The 16,916-nt window shown below is 63.0% G+C and carries 14 protein-coding genes; 12 read left to right on the forward strand and 2 right to left on the reverse strand.

Features of this window, described 5'->3' with window-relative positions; translation table 11 throughout:
- Positions 1-91: 91 nt before the first annotated feature.
- From DEVEQU_RS12615 to DEVEQU_RS12655, 9 genes are all read left to right on the forward strand, one after another.
- Positions 92-1,255: an FtsW/RodA/SpoVE family cell cycle protein gene (locus DEVEQU_RS12615; protein ID WP_126150980.1), complete on the forward strand. Its 1,164-nt coding sequence runs from the start codon at positions 92-94 to the stop codon at positions 1,253-1,255.
- The gene (gene murG / locus DEVEQU_RS12620) at positions 1,252-2,370 is read left to right on the forward strand and encodes an undecaprenyldiphospho-muramoylpentapeptide beta-N-acetylglucosaminyltransferase (protein WP_126150945.1); all 1,119 of its coding nucleotides are present in this window, start codon (positions 1,252-1,254) and stop codon (positions 2,368-2,370) included. The genes DEVEQU_RS12615 and murG overlap by 4 nt, the downstream gene beginning before the upstream one ends.
- On the forward strand, positions 2,367-3,788 hold the full coding sequence (murC, locus tag DEVEQU_RS12625; protein ID WP_126150946.1) for a UDP-N-acetylmuramate--L-alanine ligase: 1,422 nt from the start codon (positions 2,367-2,369) through the stop codon (positions 3,786-3,788). Before murG ends, murC begins: the two co-directional genes overlap by 4 nt.
- The gene (locus DEVEQU_RS12630) at positions 3,785-4,705 is read left to right on the forward strand and encodes a D-alanine--D-alanine ligase (protein ID WP_126150947.1); all 921 of its coding nucleotides are present in this window, start codon (positions 3,785-3,787) and stop codon (positions 4,703-4,705) included. The genes murC and DEVEQU_RS12630 overlap by 4 nt, the downstream gene beginning before the upstream one ends.
- Before the next feature lie 29 nt (positions 4,706-4,734).
- Positions 4,735-5,571 carry a cell division protein FtsQ/DivIB gene (locus DEVEQU_RS12635; protein ID WP_126150948.1) on the forward strand — a complete coding sequence of 279 codons (837 nt, stop codon included), beginning with the start codon at positions 4,735-4,737 and terminating at the stop codon, positions 5,569-5,571.
- Between the two features lie 11 nt (positions 5,572-5,582).
- Positions 5,583-6,881: a cell division protein FtsA gene (ftsA, locus tag DEVEQU_RS12640; RefSeq protein WP_223214212.1), complete on the forward strand. Its 1,299-nt coding sequence runs from the start codon at positions 5,583-5,585 to the stop codon at positions 6,879-6,881.
- Positions 6,882-7,077: 196 nt separating this feature from the next.
- Complete coding sequence (gene ftsZ / locus DEVEQU_RS12645; RefSeq protein WP_126150950.1) at positions 7,078-8,742, forward strand: cell division protein FtsZ; 1,665 nt, start codon at positions 7,078-7,080, stop codon at positions 8,740-8,742.
- 108 nt (positions 8,743-8,850) lie between these two features.
- Positions 8,851-9,807, forward strand: a complete 957-nt coding sequence (gene lpxC, locus DEVEQU_RS12650) for a UDP-3-O-acyl-N-acetylglucosamine deacetylase (protein WP_126150951.1) — start codon at positions 8,851-8,853, stop codon at positions 9,805-9,807.
- Positions 9,808-9,899: 92 nt separating this feature from the next.
- Positions 9,900-10,745 carry an outer membrane protein assembly factor BamD gene (locus DEVEQU_RS12655; protein WP_126150952.1) on the forward strand — a complete coding sequence of 282 codons (846 nt, stop codon included), beginning with the start codon at positions 9,900-9,902 and terminating at the stop codon, positions 10,743-10,745.
- 437 nt (positions 10,746-11,182) lie between these two features.
- On the opposite strand, the gene DEVEQU_RS12660 is transcribed toward DEVEQU_RS12655, so the two are convergent.
- A complete protein-coding gene (locus DEVEQU_RS12660) occupies positions 11,183-11,647 on the reverse strand; it encodes an Lrp/AsnC family transcriptional regulator (RefSeq protein ID WP_126150953.1) in 465 nt (154 codons plus the stop codon).
- 128 nt (positions 11,648-11,775) lie between these two features.
- On the opposite strand from DEVEQU_RS12660, the gene DEVEQU_RS12665 reads away from it, so the two are divergent.
- Positions 11,776-12,999 (forward strand): argininosuccinate synthase, encoded by a 1,224-nt coding sequence (locus tag DEVEQU_RS12665; protein ID WP_126150954.1) that lies wholly within the window; start codon positions 11,776-11,778, stop codon positions 12,997-12,999.
- A 351-nt stretch (positions 13,000-13,350) separates the two neighbouring features.
- Here DEVEQU_RS12665 and DEVEQU_RS12670 read toward each other — a convergent pair whose 3' ends face one another.
- Positions 13,351-13,701, reverse strand: a complete 351-nt coding sequence (locus DEVEQU_RS12670) for a DUF2794 domain-containing protein (RefSeq protein WP_223214214.1) — start codon at positions 13,699-13,701, stop codon at positions 13,351-13,353.
- Positions 13,702-14,072: 371 nt separating this feature from the next.
- Between DEVEQU_RS12670 and DEVEQU_RS12675 the strand changes: the two genes are divergently transcribed.
- Positions 14,073-14,696, forward strand: a complete 624-nt coding sequence (locus tag DEVEQU_RS12675) for a phosphotransferase-like protein (protein WP_164550384.1) — start codon at positions 14,073-14,075, stop codon at positions 14,694-14,696.
- Positions 14,697-14,788: 92 nt separating this feature from the next.
- On the forward strand, positions 14,789-16,915 hold the full coding sequence (locus tag DEVEQU_RS12680) for a sensor domain-containing protein (RefSeq protein ID WP_126150957.1): 2,127 nt from the start codon (positions 14,789-14,791) through the stop codon (positions 16,913-16,915).
- Position 16,916: the final 1 nt, after the last annotated feature.

Consider the following 16,916-nt stretch of genomic DNA (forward strand, 5'->3'; position numbering starts at 1 on the left):
CTCGCAAAACGCGAAATCCCTTACCAAATCGGTAACCATCGACGGTTACAATTCGATGCAGTTTGTATCGAGTACCAGTGTTGCGCCGATGATGTTCTCCCGCGCCGAAAAAACCCCGCTGGCCGAGTGGTGGTGGTCGATTGATCGCGAATTGCTCGGCGCCCTGGTGCTGCTTCTGGCTTGCGGCATGGTGCTCAGCTTCGGCGCCAGCCCGCCGGTGGCCGAGCGCATCGGGCTCAACGAATGGTATTTCGTGCTTCGCCACGGGCTTTTCGTACTTCTCGCCATTCCCGTCATGCTGGCCACCTCCTTGCTCAGCCATCGCCAGGCGCGCTTTGCAGCGCTCGGCGTGCTGATCGTCATGACGCTGCTGTTATGGGCAACCTTGCGCTTCGGCACCGAAGTGAAGGGCGCGCGGCGCTGGATCACCATTGCCGGCCAGTCAGTGCAGCCCTCCGAATTCGTCAAGCCGGCCTTTGCCGTGATCGGCGCCTGGCTGTTCTCCGAATTCATGATCCATCGCAACGTGCCGGGGCGGACCCTGGCGACGATAATCATGCTGGCCATCGTCTCGGGCCTCTTGCTGCAGCCTGATATCGGCCAGACGGCGCTTGTCTTCGCCACCTGGGCGGTGCTGCTGTTCCTGTCCGGCATTTCCTGGTGGATCATTTTCGGCCTTGCCGGTGCGGCCGGTGGCCTGCTCTTCGGCGCCTATCTGTTCTTCCCGCACTTTGCCCGCCGCATCGATACCTTCATCAACCCTGATGGCGGCGGCAATACCTACCAGATCGACCGCGCCCTGCAGTCGCTGCTCGAGGGCGGCTGGTTCGGCCGGGGGCCGGGCGAGTCGATCGCCAAGAAGCTCATCCCCGACGCCCATGCCGACTATGTGTTCTCCGCCGCCGCCGGCGAATTCGGCATTCTGTTCTGCATGGGTCTCGTCGGCGTCATCGCCTTCATCGTGATCCGCGCCATGATCGCGGCCCAACGCCAGACCAGCCTGTTCGCGCGTCTTGCCGCATCGACAATCGCCATCCAGTTCGCCATGCAGTCCGGCATCAATCTTGCGGTGAATCTCAACCTCATCCCGCCCAAGGGCATGACGCTGCCATTCGTGTCCTATGGCGGCACGTCGATGATTGCGGTCGCCTTTGCCATGGGCCTGATGCTGGCCTTTACCCGAACCAAGCCAGAGGAACGCATGGCCACCGGACTTCCCTCCTATCGCAGCGCCGTGGTCGCGCCCGCCGAATGAAGACCTTCGTTCTCATGGCCGGCGGCACGGGTGGACATCTCTTCCCGGCCATGGCCCTTGCGCAGGAACTGATCCGCCGCGGCCATGCCGTGGAGCTGATGACCGATCATCGCGTCGAGAGCTATGGCGCCGATTTTCCGGCCCGCCAGATCCACATCATTCCCGCCGCCACGCCCTCGCTCAGCAATCCGGTGAAATTCGTCGGCGCCGGCTTCACCATCCTGCGTGGTGTCGCCACCGCCCTGGGCAAGCTGCGCAAGACGCGGCCGGACGCGGTTATCGGCTTTGGTGGCTATCCCACTTTTCCGCCGTTTATCGCTGCCAGCCTGCTCGGTATTCCGGGTATCCTGCACGAGCAGAATGCGGTGATGGGTCGGGCCAATCGGGCGCTCACCCGTTTTGCCGATGTGCTGGCGCTGAGCTTTGCCAAGACGCGCTTTGCCGATGCGGCCTCGCTCGAAAAGATCGTCACCGGCAATCCCGTGCGCGACCGGGTGCGGCCGCTGGCCGGCCGTCCCTATCCGCTGCTCGATGATCGCGGCACCATCCGTCTCGTCGTCACCGGCGGCAGCCAGGGCGCGCGGGTGCTGTCGGACCTGGTGCCGGCCGCCATCGCCCTCTTGCCCGACGCTTTGCGCAATCGCCTCCAGATCGTGCAGCAGGCCCGGCCCGAGGATATCGACCGGGTGGCCGAGAGCTACCGCCAGTCGCGCACCAGCGTGTCGCTGGCCAGCTTTATCGGCGATCTTCCGGATCGGATCGCCGATGCCCATCTGGTGATCTGCCGGGCAGGGGCCTCCACCATTACCGAGCTTGCAGTGATCGGCCGTCCGGCCATCCTGATCCCGCTGCCGGGCGCTCTCGATTCCGACCAGAAGTACAATGCCCTGTTCCTGCAGGAGGGCGGCGGAGGCTGGATGGAAGAGCAGGCCACGCTTTCACCGCAATCGCTTGCCACTCGCCTGACCGAACTGCTGACCGACCCGCCGCGCCTGGCCGCGGCTGCATCGGCCGCCCGCGCCTTGGGCCAGCCCCGCGCCGTGGAAAAGCTGGCCGACCTCGCCGAACTGCTGGCCGGCCGAAATACCCAGATCGAAGGAAGACAATTATCATGAAGATGCCGCGTAACATGGGTCCGGTGCATTTCATCGGCATTGGCGGCATCGGCATGAGCGGTATCGCCGAAATCCTGCACAACCAGGGCTATACGGTCCAAGGTTCGGACGCCTCAGCCAATCCCAATGTGCAGCGCCTGCGCGACATGGGGATCAAGGTCGAGATCGGCCAGAGCGGCGACAATCTCGGTCAGGCCGAAGTCGTCGTCGTCTCCTCCGCCATCCGCAAGGACAATCCCGAACTGGTTGCCGCCCGCGCCAAGGCTTTGCCCATCGTGCGGCGTGCCGAGATGCTGGCCGAGATCATGCGCTTCAAGACCGCCATCGCCATTGGCGGCACCCATGGCAAGACCACGACCACGACGCTGGTCGCCACGCTCCTCGACGCCGGCAATCTCGATCCCACCGTCATCAATGGCGGCATCATCAATGCCTATGGCACCAATGCCCGCCTGGGCGCCGGTGAATGGATGGTGGTGGAAGCGGACGAGAGCGACGGCACCTTCGTCAAGCTGCCCGCCGACGTTGCCGTGGTGACCAATATCGACCCCGAGCATCTCGACCACTATGGCGATTTCGATGGGGTCAAAAAGGCCTTCCACCAGTTCGTCGAAAACGTGCCCTTCTACGGCTTCGCGGTCATGTGCCTCGACCACCCGATCGTGCAGTCGCTGGTCGGCGATATCCGCGACCGCCGCGTCATCACCTATGGCCGCAATCCGCAGGCCGATGTGCGCCTCGTCGATCTCGAAAATCATGACGGCATCCAGCATTTCGCCGTCGAAATCCGCGACCGTATCCGCCAGACGCAATTGCGCATCGACGGGCTGCAATTGCCGATGCCGGGCGTGCATAATGCGCTCAACGCCACCGCCGCCATTGCCGTGGCCGACCAGTTGCATGTCCCCGCCGAAGCCATCCGCAAGGGTCTCAAGGGCTTTACCGGGGTGAAGCGCCGCTTCACCAAGACCGGCGAGGCCGGCGGCGTCACCGTCATCGATGATTACGGCCATCACCCGGTCGAGATTGCCGCCGTGCTCAAGGCCGCCCGCCAGTCGGCGCGCGGTGAGGTCATCGCCGTGGTGCAGCCACACCGCTTCTCGCGCGTCCACGATCTGTTCGACGATTTCGCCGCCTGCTTCAACGATGCCGATACCGTCATCGTCGCGCCGATCTATGCCGCCGGCGAACAGCCACTTCCCGGTGTCACCCATGAGGAACTGGTCAACCGCATCCGCGCCCGCGGCCATCGCGATGCCCGCGTGCTCGATAGCCAGGAAGCCCTGGCGCCGCTGCTCGCCTCGCGCGTCAACGAGGGCGATTATGTCGTGTGCCTCGGTGCCGGCAACATCACTCAATGGGCCGCCGCACTGCCGGGCGAATTGGAAGCGCTGATGGGGGTGGGAGCCACCTCATGACAAAACATGTCGCCGTCCTGATGGGTGGGCTCTCCAATGAGCGCCCGGTATCGCTGAGTTCGGGCAAGGGCTGTGCCGAGGCGCTGCGCCGCGCCGGTTATCGGGTGACCGAGGTCGATGTCGGCTACGACATTGCCGAACGCCTGCGCGCGCTTCAGCCCGATGTCGCCTTCAATGCCCTGCATGGCCGCTTTGGCGAGGACGGGACCATCCAGGGCGTGCTGGAATTTCTGCGCATTCCCTATACCCATTCTGGCGTGCTGGCCTCGGCCTTGGCGCTGGACAAGCACCAGGCCAAGATCATGCTCAAGGCCGCCGGCATTCCGGTCACCGATCACGTGATCGCCGGCCGCGCCGAAGTGGGCCGGGCCCATGTCATGAAGCCGCCCTATGTGGTCAAGCCCATCGCCGATGGCTCGAGCTTCGGCGTCTTGATCGTCAAGGCCGACCAGTCCCATCCGCCGCAGGAAATCCTGGGTGCTGATTGGGATGGCGGCGAGACGCTGATGGTCGAGCGCTATATTCCCGGCCGCGAACTGACCTGCGCCGTGATGGGCGGGGTGGCACTGCCGGTGACCGAGATCGTCACCGACCTGGCCTTCTACAATTATGAGGCGAAGTATTCTGCCGGTGGATCACATCACGTGTTACCGGCGCAGATTTCACCGAAAATTTACGACAAAGTCCAAAAGATGAGCCTGATGGCGCATGAAGCGCTGGGCTGTCGCGGCATCACGCGCACCGACTTCCGGTACAATGATGCGGCGGGCGAAGATGGCGAGCTTGTCTGTCTGGAAATCAACACCCAGCCGGGCATGACCCCCACCTCGCTGGCGCCCGAGCAGGCGCTGCATGCGGGCCACTCCTTTGAGGATCTGGTCTCCTGGATGGTGGAGGACGCGAGTTGCAACAGGTAAAGAGCGAGGCTTTTCTCGCCGGAGCGCGGATGGTCGATCCCCGCGCACTGCCTGTTCCTGCCCGGCCGCAGCGGCAGCGGCTGGCGGGGCGTTTTACGCGCATCCGCGTGCTGCATGGCCGTGCCATCCGCCGTGGCCTGTGGATCGCCGCCGCTCTTGTGGGCGCCTTGACGCTTTATCAGGTGCGCGAACCGATCGGTGCCTTTGCCGGTACCCTTGGAACGCTCGCGCAAGGCGAGTTTGCCGAAGCCGGCATGGCCATTGGCGAGATTTCGATCACCGGGCAGACACTGACCTCCGAGCAGGCGATCTTCGACGCGCTGGGCATTCAGCCCAATGCCTCGACCCTAGCCTTCGACGTGGAAGCGGCCCGCCAGCGTGTCGCGCAATTGCCGGCCGTCGATACGGTCAGCGTCCGCAAGACCTATCCTGGCGATGTGTCGGTGGTGATTGCCGAGAAAATCCCGGTCGCCCGCTGGCGGGTTGATGGCGTCACCTTCGTCATCGACGGGGCAGGCGAGCAGATCGGCGAGGATCGTGGCGCTTACAGTGACCTGCCGCTGGTGATCGGCGACGGCGCCGCTGACGATGCGCTGGCCATGATCCGGGCGCTCGATGGTTTCCCGCATCTGCGCAATGGCCTCGTGGCGCTGTCCCGTATCGCCGACCGGCGCTGGGACATGATCTACGACACCGGCCTCCGGGTGCAGCTGCCCGAGCAAGGCGTGGCGCAGGCCCTGCGCAAGCTCACCTCTTATCAGAACGAATTCCAACTGCTCGACCGCGATGTCAGCATCATCGATCTGCGGATCGACACCATCGTGGCCGTGCGCCCCAACAAGACCGAAGACACCGAAAAATCATGATGACCGATGCGATGACCTCACGGCTCCGCCCCGTTCTGCCGGGCAAGACCACCCTGGTGGCCGTGCTGGACATCGGCTCGACCAAGATCTGCTGCGTCATCGCCCGCCTCACGCCCCGCGCCGAGGGCAAGGCACTGCGCGGACGCACCCATCAGGCCGAGGTGATCGGTTTCGGCTATGGCCCGTCTTCCGGCGTCAAGAGCGGTGTCGTCACCGATATCGAAAAGGCCGAGCAGGCGATCCGCACCGTGGTCGGCATGGCCGAGCGCGCTGCCGGTCTGACGCTGGAATCCGTCCTGGTCAACGTCACTGCCGGTCGGCTGGGTTCCGAAACCTTCTCCGCTGCCGTGTCGCTCGACGGGCAGGAGGTCGAGAAGGCCGATATCGTGCGCGTGCTCAAGGCGGTCAATTCCCGCTCGGTGCGCCCGGAACGTTCGATCATCCATGCATTGCCGATCGGTTACGCCTTGGATGGCCAGAAGGGCATTCGCGACCCCCATGGCATGGTGGGCGAAAAGCTCGGTGTCGACGTCGCGGTGATTTCGGCCGAGACGCTGGCCATGCGCAATCTGGAACTGGTGCTGCATCGCTGCCACCTGCAGATCGAGGCGCTGGTCGCCACCCCCTATGCTTCGGGTCTCGCCACCCTTGTCGATGACGAAGCGCAACTGGGCGTTGCCTGCATCGACTTTGGCGGCGCCACGACGACCGTTTCGGTCTTCAACGATGGCCATATGGTCTATGCCGATGCCATCGCCATTGGCGGACATCACCTGACCCTCGATATCGCGCGCCAGCTCTCGGTCAGCGTCGCCGATGCCGAACGGCTCAAGACGTTGCATGGTTCGGTCCTGCCGGGCCAGGCCGATGAGCGCGAGATGATCCCGATCCAGCCGGTCGGGGCCAGCCATGACGAGGCGCCAGGGCAGGTGGCCCGTTCGGTGCTGACCCGCATCATGCGACCGCGCATCGAGGAAATCCTTACCGCGGTGCGCGACCGCATGCAGGCCACCGGCATGATGGATGTCTGCGGCCGCCGCTTCGTGCTCACCGGTGGGGCCAGCGAAATGACGGGCCTGCCTGAAGTCGCCCGCCGCACACTGGCGCGCAATGTGCGCAATGGCCGGCCCATGGGCATTGCCGGCCTGCCCGAGATCGCCAAGGGCGCTGCCTTTGCCAGCGTCGCCGGCATGCTCATCTATCCGCAGGTCTGCAGCCAGGAATATGCCGAGCCGCGCGGCACCCGTAAGCTTACCGGTACCGATGGCTATTTCGCACGCGTCGGCAACTGGCTGCGCACGAGCTTCTGATTTTTTTTGACGGTTCGCTGGTCTTGAGCCGCGCATGCTCGGGCGCGGGCGGCCTTTCATGGTTAACGCTTCCTGAATGCGTAACGCCCCGATGTCGCATTTTGCCTTTTCGTTAACGCGAAGGCTTCAATTGTTAGGACGCGGTTAACGAATTGGAGGGTAAATCTTAATCAACCACGCCACTATGGGGCCATTTATGACCATCAACCTCACCATCCCGGACATTCAGGAACTCAAGCCCCGCATCACCGTGTTCGGTGTCGGCGGTGGTGGCGGCAACGCCGTTAACAACATGATCGAATCCGGCCTGGACGGTGTCGATTTCGTCGTCGCCAATACCGACGCACAGGCGCTTTCCCTCAGCAAGGCACAGCGAATCATTCAGCTCGGCGTCGGTGTCACCGAAGGCCTGGGCGCCGGCTCGCACCCGGAAGTGGGTCGCGCTGCAGCCGAGGAAAGCTGGGACGAGATCAACGACCATCTCAGCGGTTCGCACATGGTGTTCATCACTGCCGGCATGGGCGGTGGCACGGGCACTGGCGCAGCACCCGTCGTGGCGCGCGCCGCTCGCGAGCAGGGCATCCTGACGGTTGGCGTGGTGACCAAGCCGTTTAATTTCGAAGGCAACCGCCGCAGCCGTCTGGCCGAGGACGGGATCGATGAGCTGCATCGCCATGTCGATACGCTGATCGTCATTCCGAACCAGAACCTGTTCCGCGTCGCCAATGAGAAAACCACCTTCGCCGACGCTTTCGCGATGGCCGACCAGGTGCTGTTCTCCGGCGTGGCCTGCATCACCGACCTCATGGTCAAGGAAGGCCTGATCAACCTCGACTTCGCCGACGTGCGCGCCGTCATGCGCGGCATGGGCAAGGCGATGATGGGCACCGGCGAAGCCTCTGGTGAAGATCGCGCCCGCCACGCCGCCGAGGCTGCCATTGCCAACCCGCTGCTCGACGATGTGTCGATGCACGGCGCTCGTGGCCTGCTGATCTCTATCACCGGCGGTCCGGACCTGACCCTTTACGAAGTCGACGAAGCGGCCAGCCGCATCCGCGAGGAAGTCGACGTGGACGCCAATATCATTCTCGGCGCCACCTACGATCCGAACCTCAACGGCACGATCCGCGTGTCCGTCGTGGCCACAGGCACCGACGCCACCATGGTCCAGGCGCTCGAGCCGGCCAAGCCGCATGCTTCGCGCACCCCGCTTTCGGTCAAGCGCCATGTGCCCGTTGAGCCGACCCGTTCGGTCGTGCCGCCGGCTCCCGAGCCGGTCATTGCCGAGGTCGAAGAGATCGGCCAGCAGGTGGAAGCCGCCGTTGCCGAGGCCTTTGCCGCCCAGCGCCCGCTGCAGCAGTCCATGCTCGAAGATGACGGCGTTTTCGTCGAGCCCTATACCCCGGCCGCCGAAATCCATCACGAGCCCGAAGAGGTTCAGATGGTCGAAGAACAGCCGATTCCGAGCGTCTATGTGCCCTCGCACGCAGCCCGCCCCGAAGGTCAGCGCCGCATGCCGCGCACCGAGGAGCTTCCGGCTGTTGCGCGCCGGACACAGGACGCGCAGGAACGTCATGAGGCTGAACCGCGAAATGCCCGTGCCCTGTTCAAGCGCCTGGCGTCCAATGTCGGCCTGAACCTGGGTCAGCAGGCCGCTGAAACCCGTCAGGAGCCCCGCACTTCGACCGCCGACGACGCCGCTGCCCGCAGCGCGATTGAGGCCGGTGGTGCAAGGGCTTCGCGGGTTCCGCCCGCTAGCGAAGGCGCTCGTGGCACCCTCGATAACCAAGGTCGCCAGCCGGCTCAGCCGCAGCAGAAGGATCACCTGGAGATCCCGGCCTTCCTGCGCAAGCACGGTTAATTCCCTGTAAAGGAAACCCTGAAACATGACTCGGCGCGGCTTTCGCGCCGAGTTTTTTTTAGCTAGGTGTTTGGCGAGCGTGAATGTTCGGCGGAGTATCCCTACAGTATGAACAAGCTTTCGACACGCCAGCGCACGCTCGCCGGTGAGATCAAGTTCGCCGGTTACGGTGTGCACAGCGCCCAGCCGGTTACCCTCGTCATCGGTCCAGCCGCTCCCGACAGCGGCTACCTCATTCGCCGCGAGATCGGCGAAAACAGCTTTACCCAGCCCGTTCCTGTCCACTTCTCCCGCGTCAGCCGCACCACGCTGTGTACCACGCTCGACCTGGGCGACAGCGTCAGCGCTGCCACGGTGGAGCACGTCACCTCCGCCCTCTCCGGCATGGGCGTCGACAATGCGCTGATCACGCTGGACGGGCCGGAATGCCCGATCATGGATGGCAGCGCCTATCCCTTCGCCACCGCGATTCTCGAGGTTGGCCTCGAAATCCAGCCGGCGCAGAAGAAATTCCTCAAGGTCATGCGCGCCGTCACCGTGCGCAACAATGACGCCTTCGCCGCGCTCGAGCCCTATAATGGCCGGGCACTCGACCTTGAGATCGACTTCGACTCCAAGGTCATCGGCCGCCAGCGCATGATTTTCGACTGGACGCCGCGCCGCTATTTCGAGGACGTGTCGCGCGCCCGCACCTTCGGTTTCGCCCGCGACGCCAAGATTTTGCGCCAGGCCGGCTATGCCCTGGGCTCCAGCCTCGACAATTCCATCACCGTGCATGAGGATCGTATCCTCAATCCCGGCGGGCTGCGCTTCGAAGACGAATTCGTCCGGCACAAGCTGCTCGACGCCATTGGTGATCTGTCGCTGGGCGGCATGGCGATCTGGGGCCGTTTCCGCTCCTACAAGGGTGGACATGCGCTCAATGCCCATGTTTTGGCCGGTCTCTTTTCCAGCGAAGCCAATTATGAGATAGTCACGGCCGATGAGCTGCCGCTGGAATTCGAGGCCTTCGATGACCAGCCGGACGGCTTGGAGGTTCATCACTATCTGCGGTCCGTGCGCTGATCCGGTCTTCCGGCCCTCGGCGACGCCACAGTTTTGATCCATTTGCTAATTACGCCGCAGCCCAATGCGGTATTTGAGGAACGGGGCAGTTCGTGAAGCTTGACGTTGTAAGCCAGTTTTCCCGCGGGGCCGTTCGGCTCGCTGCCATGGCGGTCGTGGCCTCGTTTCTCGCAGCCTGTTCGGGCATGAACCTGTTTGGCCCGCCCAAGGTCAAGGAAGAGCCGATCATTCCCGCGGCCGCGCTGTATCAGGGCGCGTTGGACGATATGGATCGCCAGTACTACCAGACCGCCATCAAGAAGCTCGAGCAGCTCGAACGTCAGCATCCGCGCGATCCGCTGACCGAGAAGGGCAAGCTGATGCAGGTCTATGCGAATTATCGCACGGGCAAGTTCGAGCCCGCCATTCTGGCCGCCGACCGCTATCTGGCGCTTTATCCCAATGGCAAGGATGTGCCTTACGTCCTCTGGCTCAAGGGCACGTCCTATTTCGCGCAGATCAAGGACATCACCCGCGACCAGCAGTTGTCGCGTGACGCCATCGACACCTATACGCTGCTGATCAACAACTATCCCAAGTCCGAGCATGCCAAGGACGCCAAGGACAAGCTCCTCGTCGCCTATGACCAGCTTGCCGGCAAGGAAATGTCGGTCGGCCGCTACTATCTCGGCAATGGTCAGTACACCGCCGCCATCAACCGCTTCCGCGAAGTGGTCGAGAAGTGGCAGACCTCGACGCATATCGAGGAAGCCCTCTACCGCCTGACCGAAGGCTACCTGCTGCTCGGCCTCACCAACGAAGCCATGTCCGCCGCCGCCGTGCTCGGTCACAACTACCCGTCCAGCGACTGGTACAAGCGGGCTTTCGAACTGCTCGGCAAGCAGGGCCTGGCGCCGAACCTCAATTCGGGCAGCTGGCTGGCAGCCCATCGCAGCTAAGCCTTGTGCACACGAATTTGAAAAGGGCCCCGATCGGGGCCCTTTTTGTTTGACCGAGAGGCAAATGGTCAGCCTGGCGCGACAGGGCAACAAGCACAGTGGTGGGTGGGAAAAAGCGTGCCAGCGCCTGGACCATTTCAACTTGAGGTGGACTTTGGGCGCTTTCGCTTCCCTCCCCCTTGAGGGGAGGGATTGAGGGAGGGGGTCCATCAGTGGATCGCTAAACAACCCCCTCCCAACCTCCCCCTGAAGGAGGGGGAGGAGCCGCATCGCGTTCTGGGCAAGAGTTAGTCAAAAGAACCGGTCCGTCTCCCTCCCCCTTGCGGGGAGAGTTGGGGTGGGGGATGAGAGCCCGGTGCCAATTCGCCATCTGCGATAGCCCTGCCTTGAGGGGAGGAGGGGGCGATAGAGCTGCATCAACAAGACCGTGAAATGCTCTAAAGCGGCAATTGCTGGCCGGCCTTTATGGTTTCCATCGGCACGTCGGTCTTGACCGACTGCACGGAGGGGATGCGCATGAGATGGTCGGACTGGAAGCGCCAATAGGCATGCAGATCCGTCGTGACCACGCGCATGATCGCATCGCACTCCCCCGTGGTGAGATAGCACTCGGCCACTTCGGGGTATTTGCGCACTGTCTCGGCAAAAAGGTTGGTGGTCTCGGCATCCTGGGTCTTGAACCAGATGCGAGCAAAGACCGTGAGGCCCAGGCCCAGTTTCGGCCCGTTTAGCACGGCGACATAGCCGTCGATGACACCCTTTTCCTCGAGCAGTTTCACCCGCCTGAGGCAAGGCGAGGGCGACAATCCCACTGCATTGGCCAATTCCACATTGGACATGCGGCCATTGCGCTGCAACTCGCGCAGGATACGGCGATCGATGGCATCGAGAATTTCTGACACGAAATGTGCTCCATCCACCTAGAGTTGGCAGATCATGCCAAACTTTGCGCCATGCTTGCGATATTGGCAAGTTTATTGCGATAGAACTGAATTATCCTGTCATCATCATTTTTCGCGGGGACCAACCAATGGCGAACGAAATCAAGAAGGTTGTGCTGGCCTATTCCGGGGGCCTGGACACCTCCATCATCCTCAAATGGCTCAAGGAAACCTATGACTGCGAGGTGGTGACCTTTACCGCCGATCTCGGCCAGGGCGAAGAGCTGGAGCCGGCGCGTAAGAAGGCCGAGCTGTTCGGCATCAAGGACATCTATATCGAAGACCTGCGCGAAGAATTTGTGCGCGACTTCGTCTTCCCGATGTTCCGTGCCAATACCGTTTATGAAGGCCAGTATCTGCTCGGCACCTCAATCGCCCGCCCGCTGATCGCCAAGCGGTTGGTCGAAATCGCCCATGAAACCGGCGCCGACGCCATTTCCCATGGCGCTACCGGCAAGGGCAATGATCAGGTGCGCTTCGAATTGACCGCCAATGCGCTCGACCCCGCCATCAAGGTCATCGCGCCGTGGCGCGAATGGGACCTGCGCTCGCGCACGGCACTCCTCGCCTATGCCGAAGCCAACCAAATCCCGATTGCCAAGGACAAGCGCGGCGAGGCTCCGTTCTCGGTCGACGCCAATCTGCTGCATACCTCGTCCGAAGGCATGGTGCTGGAAGACCCTGCCGTGCCCTATCCCGACTATGTGCCGCAGCGCACCGTCGACCCGGAAAAGGCCCCCAACGAGCCTGAGATCATCACCATCGGCTATGAAAGGGGCGACCCGGTCTCGGTCAATGGCGAACGCCTGTCTCCCGCAGCCCTGCTCACCAAGCTCAACGAATTGGGCGGCAAGCATGGCGTCGGCCGGCTCGATCTCGTGGAAAACCGCTTTGTCGGCATGAAGTCGCGCGGCCTTTATGAAACACCGGGCGGCACCATCATGCTGGTGGCGCATCGCGGTATCGAATCGATCACCCTGGACCGTGGCGAAGCTCACCTCAAGGACGAGCTGATGCCCAAATATGCCGAGCTGATCTATAACGGCTTCTGGTATGCGCCCGAGCGCGAAATGCTGCAGGCGCTGATCGACAAGAGCCAGGAATATGTCACTGGCGAAGTCACGGTGAAGCTCTACAAGGGCTCCGCCTCGGTTATCGCCCGCACCTCGCCCTATAGCCTATACTCGATGGATCTGGTGACCTTCGAGGAAGGCGCCGTGGCCTATGACCATAAGGACGCCGCCGGCTTCATCCGCCTCAACGGCCTGCGCCTCAAGACCTATGCCGCGCGCAACAAGAAGGCTCAAGGCTAGACCGGACTTCGGGGGCCTGGAGCGTTCAGAGCCCCCAATCCCGCCCTTTTGAGGAGGCCGCGAATTGGCGCTGCCAGTTGGCACGCGGCTTCCCACCCACCAGACCGCCCTCGGGCTTGACCCGAGGAGCTACACTTAGCGGCCCCGCAGTGGCGTATAGTGCCCACGGGTATTCGCCCGAGGGTGACGGCTGGTGGGTTGGGGGAACCATGAGGGGCTGCCCGCAAGTAGCGCTCGATGAGGGGGAGATTTGGGCTTCGCCTCGACGTCGAAAGCGCCCTGGGGGCCTGGGCTCTCACCCCCACCCCAGCCCGCAGGGGGGATGGGCCAGCCAGCGGCAAAACAAAAAAATCAGCCGACGACGATGAGGTCTGGGTCGAGGACGCGCAGGACCTGGGCGAGGTCCTGGCCGCGCTTGAGGATGCGGCCCTGTTGATTGGTGACCATGTACTGGCCCTGCTTGGCGCGCAGTTTGGGGTTTTTCTCGATGACGAAGAGCGGGCGCTCGGAAACGCGGGCATAGATGGAGAACAGCGCCCGGTCGCGCAGGAAGTCCATGGCATAGTCGCGCCATTCGCCGGCCCCAACCTTGCGGCCATAGACCGACAGGATCTGCATCAGTTCGCGGCGATCAAAGGCCACGACTGGTTGCACGGGTCGCTGGGCCTGGCCTTGCGGTTCACCCACATGCACCAGAGCCAGCCGGTTCTGCGCTTCGTCGGACGGACCCTGCACGCGGCCCTCAGCCTCTTGTCACTTCGCCGTCATGATTGCCCCATTCGCCGGGGAAGGCAAGCGCCGCAAATACCCCATTTCGGCCATGATTAGTCCTTTCTGACGCCCCATTGCGCTGTCAGCTTACAACCATTGCCTCCAGTGGCTGGCAGGGGTGCTGACCGAGCCCCCAAACTGAGACGCGCTCCTGCCAGCCGCCCCTGAATAGAATTGACCTGTCAGTCATGCCCGTTCCTGCCCCCAGGAGCGGGCTTCTTTTTGTCTGGTTCTGCGGCGGGCATGGATTGACGGCGGCGGAAAAAACGGTGCCCATGCGCGCAACAGGCAGAGGAGCGCACATGACCGGCCGGATCGTTATTCTCAATGGCGCGCCGCGTGCCGGAAAATCCAGCCTCGCTGAGGCCATCCGAACCCGCGTGTCCGGCCGCTGGCTCATCTGGGGTGTCGATGCCTTCAACGCCACCCTGCCCCCTGAGCTTCTACCCGGTATCGGCCTCAGGCCCGGCGGCGAGCGGCCCGATCTCGAGGCCAACCTGCCTGAACTGTTCGGCCGCTATCTCGGGGTTCTGACCGGCATGGCGACCTCGGGGCTCGACGTGGTAGCAGATCTGGGCCTCCACACCGACTATGCCACCGGGTTCGACCCGCTGCCGATGCTGGCGGAGGCGCTGGCCGGCTTTGCGGTCTATTTCATCGGCATCGACTGCGATCTCGACACCATCATGGCGCGGCGCAATGCCGATACCCAGGACGGGCTTTATGCAGCGGGCCCGGGCGTACCGGCGCCGGTGGCGCGCTGGCAGCAGGCGGTGCATGACAGCAAAAGCTATGATTTGCGGCTCGACATGGGTAAACTGACCGCAGAACAGGGCGCCAACCATGTGCAAGCCCTGCTGATGTCGCCGCCCACCACGACAATTCTTGGACTTTCGAGCATAGACGCCCGGTCAGGGCAGTTGTAACGGCTTTTCCGGGCCCGTTTAATTCGCCGTTAAGTGGCGAGGACTAGCCTGCCGGCCAGCGTCGGATCGTGGCTTTGGACTGTGGGGGGCCAATGGGCTCGAAGGATACCGGCAATGTTGCGGATGTCGCCGAGACCTTGTTGCTCGATGCGGCACTCGAAAGCATTCCCTATGGCTTTTGCGTATGGTCGCCGCAGTTCCGCCTGCAGATGTGGAACAAGCACTATCGCGATTTCTATGGCTTTTCCGAAGACGCCATCCACAAGGGCATGACGCTTGAGGATATCGTGCATCTTTCGGTGCGGCTGGGCAACCATGCCGGACAGAGCCCCGATGCCTTCTACGAGGCCTATACAGCAGAACTCCTCGCCAATCGCAGCGGCTCGCGTCACAAGAGCCAGGAAATGGTATCAGGCGGTCGCATCATCGAAACCGCTCATGTCTATTCCGAGCGGCTGGGCTGGGTGGTAACCCACGAGGACATTACCGACGAAATCGCCCGCTCGGAGAGCCAGCAGAAGCGCAAGCTGGAGCTGGAACGGCAGAATATCCGGCTCGATGCGGCCGTGAACAATATCTCTATTGGCCTGTGCATGATGGACGCGCGCGGCCGACTGGTGATCTGCAACGAGCCCTATGCCCGCATCTACAACCTGCCGGTCAGCTATCTCAAGCCCGGCACGCAGCTCGAGGATATCCTCGGGCACCTGTTCGACATGGGCATGAGCGCCGGCGGCACGCGCGAGGACTATATCGCCTGGCGCCGTGACGTCATCGCCCGGCGCGAATATGGCAAGAATATCCATGAGCTCAACGGCCGCACCATTCTGATGCAGCACCATCCGATGAAGGATGGCGGTTGGGTTTCGACCCATGAGGACATTACCGAACAGCGCCAGGCCGAAGCCCGCATCCAGCATCTAGCGCGGCACGATGCCCTGACCGACCTGCCCAACCGCATCGAATTCCTCGAGCAGATGGCCAAGACCGAGGCGGCCTTCCAGCGCGGGGAAATGGCAGCGGTGCTCTATATCGACCTCGACCATTTCAAGGCGGTCAACGACACGCTGGGCCATGCGGTGGGCGACGAGGTGATCAAGCAGGCGGCAGTGCGCCTCTGGGGCACCACGCGCGAAACCGACCTCCTGGCGCGGCTAGGCGGCGACGAATTCGCCATGCTGCTGCGCCCGATCGACAGCATTGACGCAGCGGCAAGGGTCGCCGACCGCATCGTCCGGGCCATGCGCAGCCCGATGAACATCGCTGGCCAGCAGATCGAGATCGGCGCCAGCGTCGGCATCGCGGTGGGCCCGGGAGACGGCATCACCACCGATCAATTGGTCAAGAACGCCGATCTGGCGCTCTACAAGGCCAAGTCCGAAGGCCGCTCGACCTATCATTTCTTCGAAACCGGCATGGATGCCGAGCTGCAGCAGCGCCGCTCCATCGAGGCCGGGCTGCGCCTCGCTTTGCAGCGCCAGGAATTGCGGCTGATGTTCCAGCCGTTGCTCGGCCTGCATGAAAACCGGGTGACCTGCGTCGAGGCCCTGCTGCGCTGGGACCATGACGATCGCACCATCTCGCCCGTGGAGTTCATCCCGGTGGCTGAGGAAACCGGGCTGATCGTATCGATCGGGGAATGGGTGCTGCACGAAGCATGCAAGGCTGCTGCCAGCTGGCCGGGCGATGTGCGCGTCGCCATCAATCTTTCGCCAGTGCAGTTCCGGAACAAGGATCTGGTTGGTCAGGTGCGCGCCGCACTGGCCGAAGCCAAGCTCGATCCCACCCGGCTCGAGCTCGAGATCACCGAGAGCCTGCTCCTGACCGACAATGAGAGCACTATCAAGGCGCTGCACGAATTACGAGCGATGGGCGTGCGCATTTCCATGGACGATTTCGGGACCGGTTATTCCTCGCTGTCCTACCTGCGCAGCTTCCCTTTCGACAAGATCAAGATCGACCGCTCCTTCATGCGCGACCTGACCACGCGGCACGACAGCCAGGCCATTATTCGCGCCGTCATCGGGCTGGGACAATCGCTGGGCATGTCGACCACCGCCGAGGGGGTGGAAACCGAAGAGCAGTTGGCAATGGTGCGCGAACAGGGCGTTTCCGAAGTGCAGGGCTTCCTGTTCTCCCCGCCGCTGCAACCGGCTTCGCTCACCAACCTCCTGCACTCGGAAGCCAGCAAGGCTCTGGCCAGCAAGAAGGCCTCCTGAT

The organism is Devosia equisanguinis (assembly GCF_900631955.1).
GTDB lineage: Bacteria > Pseudomonadota > Alphaproteobacteria > Rhizobiales > Devosiaceae > Devosia > Devosia equisanguinis.

Bases quoted from the DNA above. Each gene is read 5' to 3' on its own strand.
- DEVEQU_RS12615 (WP_126150980.1), top strand. From the start codon at position 92: ATGTTCTCCCGCGCCGAAAAAACCCCGCTGGCCGAGTGGTGGTGGTCG.
- murG (WP_126150945.1), top strand. From the start codon at position 1,252: ATGAAGACCTTCGTTCTCATGGCCGGCGGCACGGGTGGACATCTCTTC.
- murC (WP_126150946.1), top strand. From the start codon at position 2,367: ATGAAGATGCCGCGTAACATGGGTCCGGTGCATTTCATCGGCATTGGC.
- DEVEQU_RS12630 (WP_126150947.1), top strand. From the start codon at position 3,785: ATGACAAAACATGTCGCCGTCCTGATGGGTGGGCTCTCCAATGAGCGC.
- DEVEQU_RS12635 (WP_126150948.1), top strand. From the start codon at position 4,735: ATGGTCGATCCCCGCGCACTGCCTGTTCCTGCCCGGCCGCAGCGGCAG.
- ftsA (WP_223214212.1), top strand. From the start codon at position 5,583: ATGACCTCACGGCTCCGCCCCGTTCTGCCGGGCAAGACCACCCTGGTG.
- ftsZ (WP_126150950.1), top strand. From the start codon at position 7,078: ATGACCATCAACCTCACCATCCCGGACATTCAGGAACTCAAGCCCCGC.
- lpxC (WP_126150951.1), top strand. From the start codon at position 8,851: ATGAACAAGCTTTCGACACGCCAGCGCACGCTCGCCGGTGAGATCAAG.
- DEVEQU_RS12665 (WP_126150954.1), top strand. From the start codon at position 11,776: ATGGCGAACGAAATCAAGAAGGTTGTGCTGGCCTATTCCGGGGGCCTG.
- DEVEQU_RS12675 (WP_164550384.1), top strand. From the start codon at position 14,073: ATGACCGGCCGGATCGTTATTCTCAATGGCGCGCCGCGTGCCGGAAAA.
- DEVEQU_RS12680 (WP_126150957.1), top strand. From the start codon at position 14,789: ATGGGCTCGAAGGATACCGGCAATGTTGCGGATGTCGCCGAGACCTTG.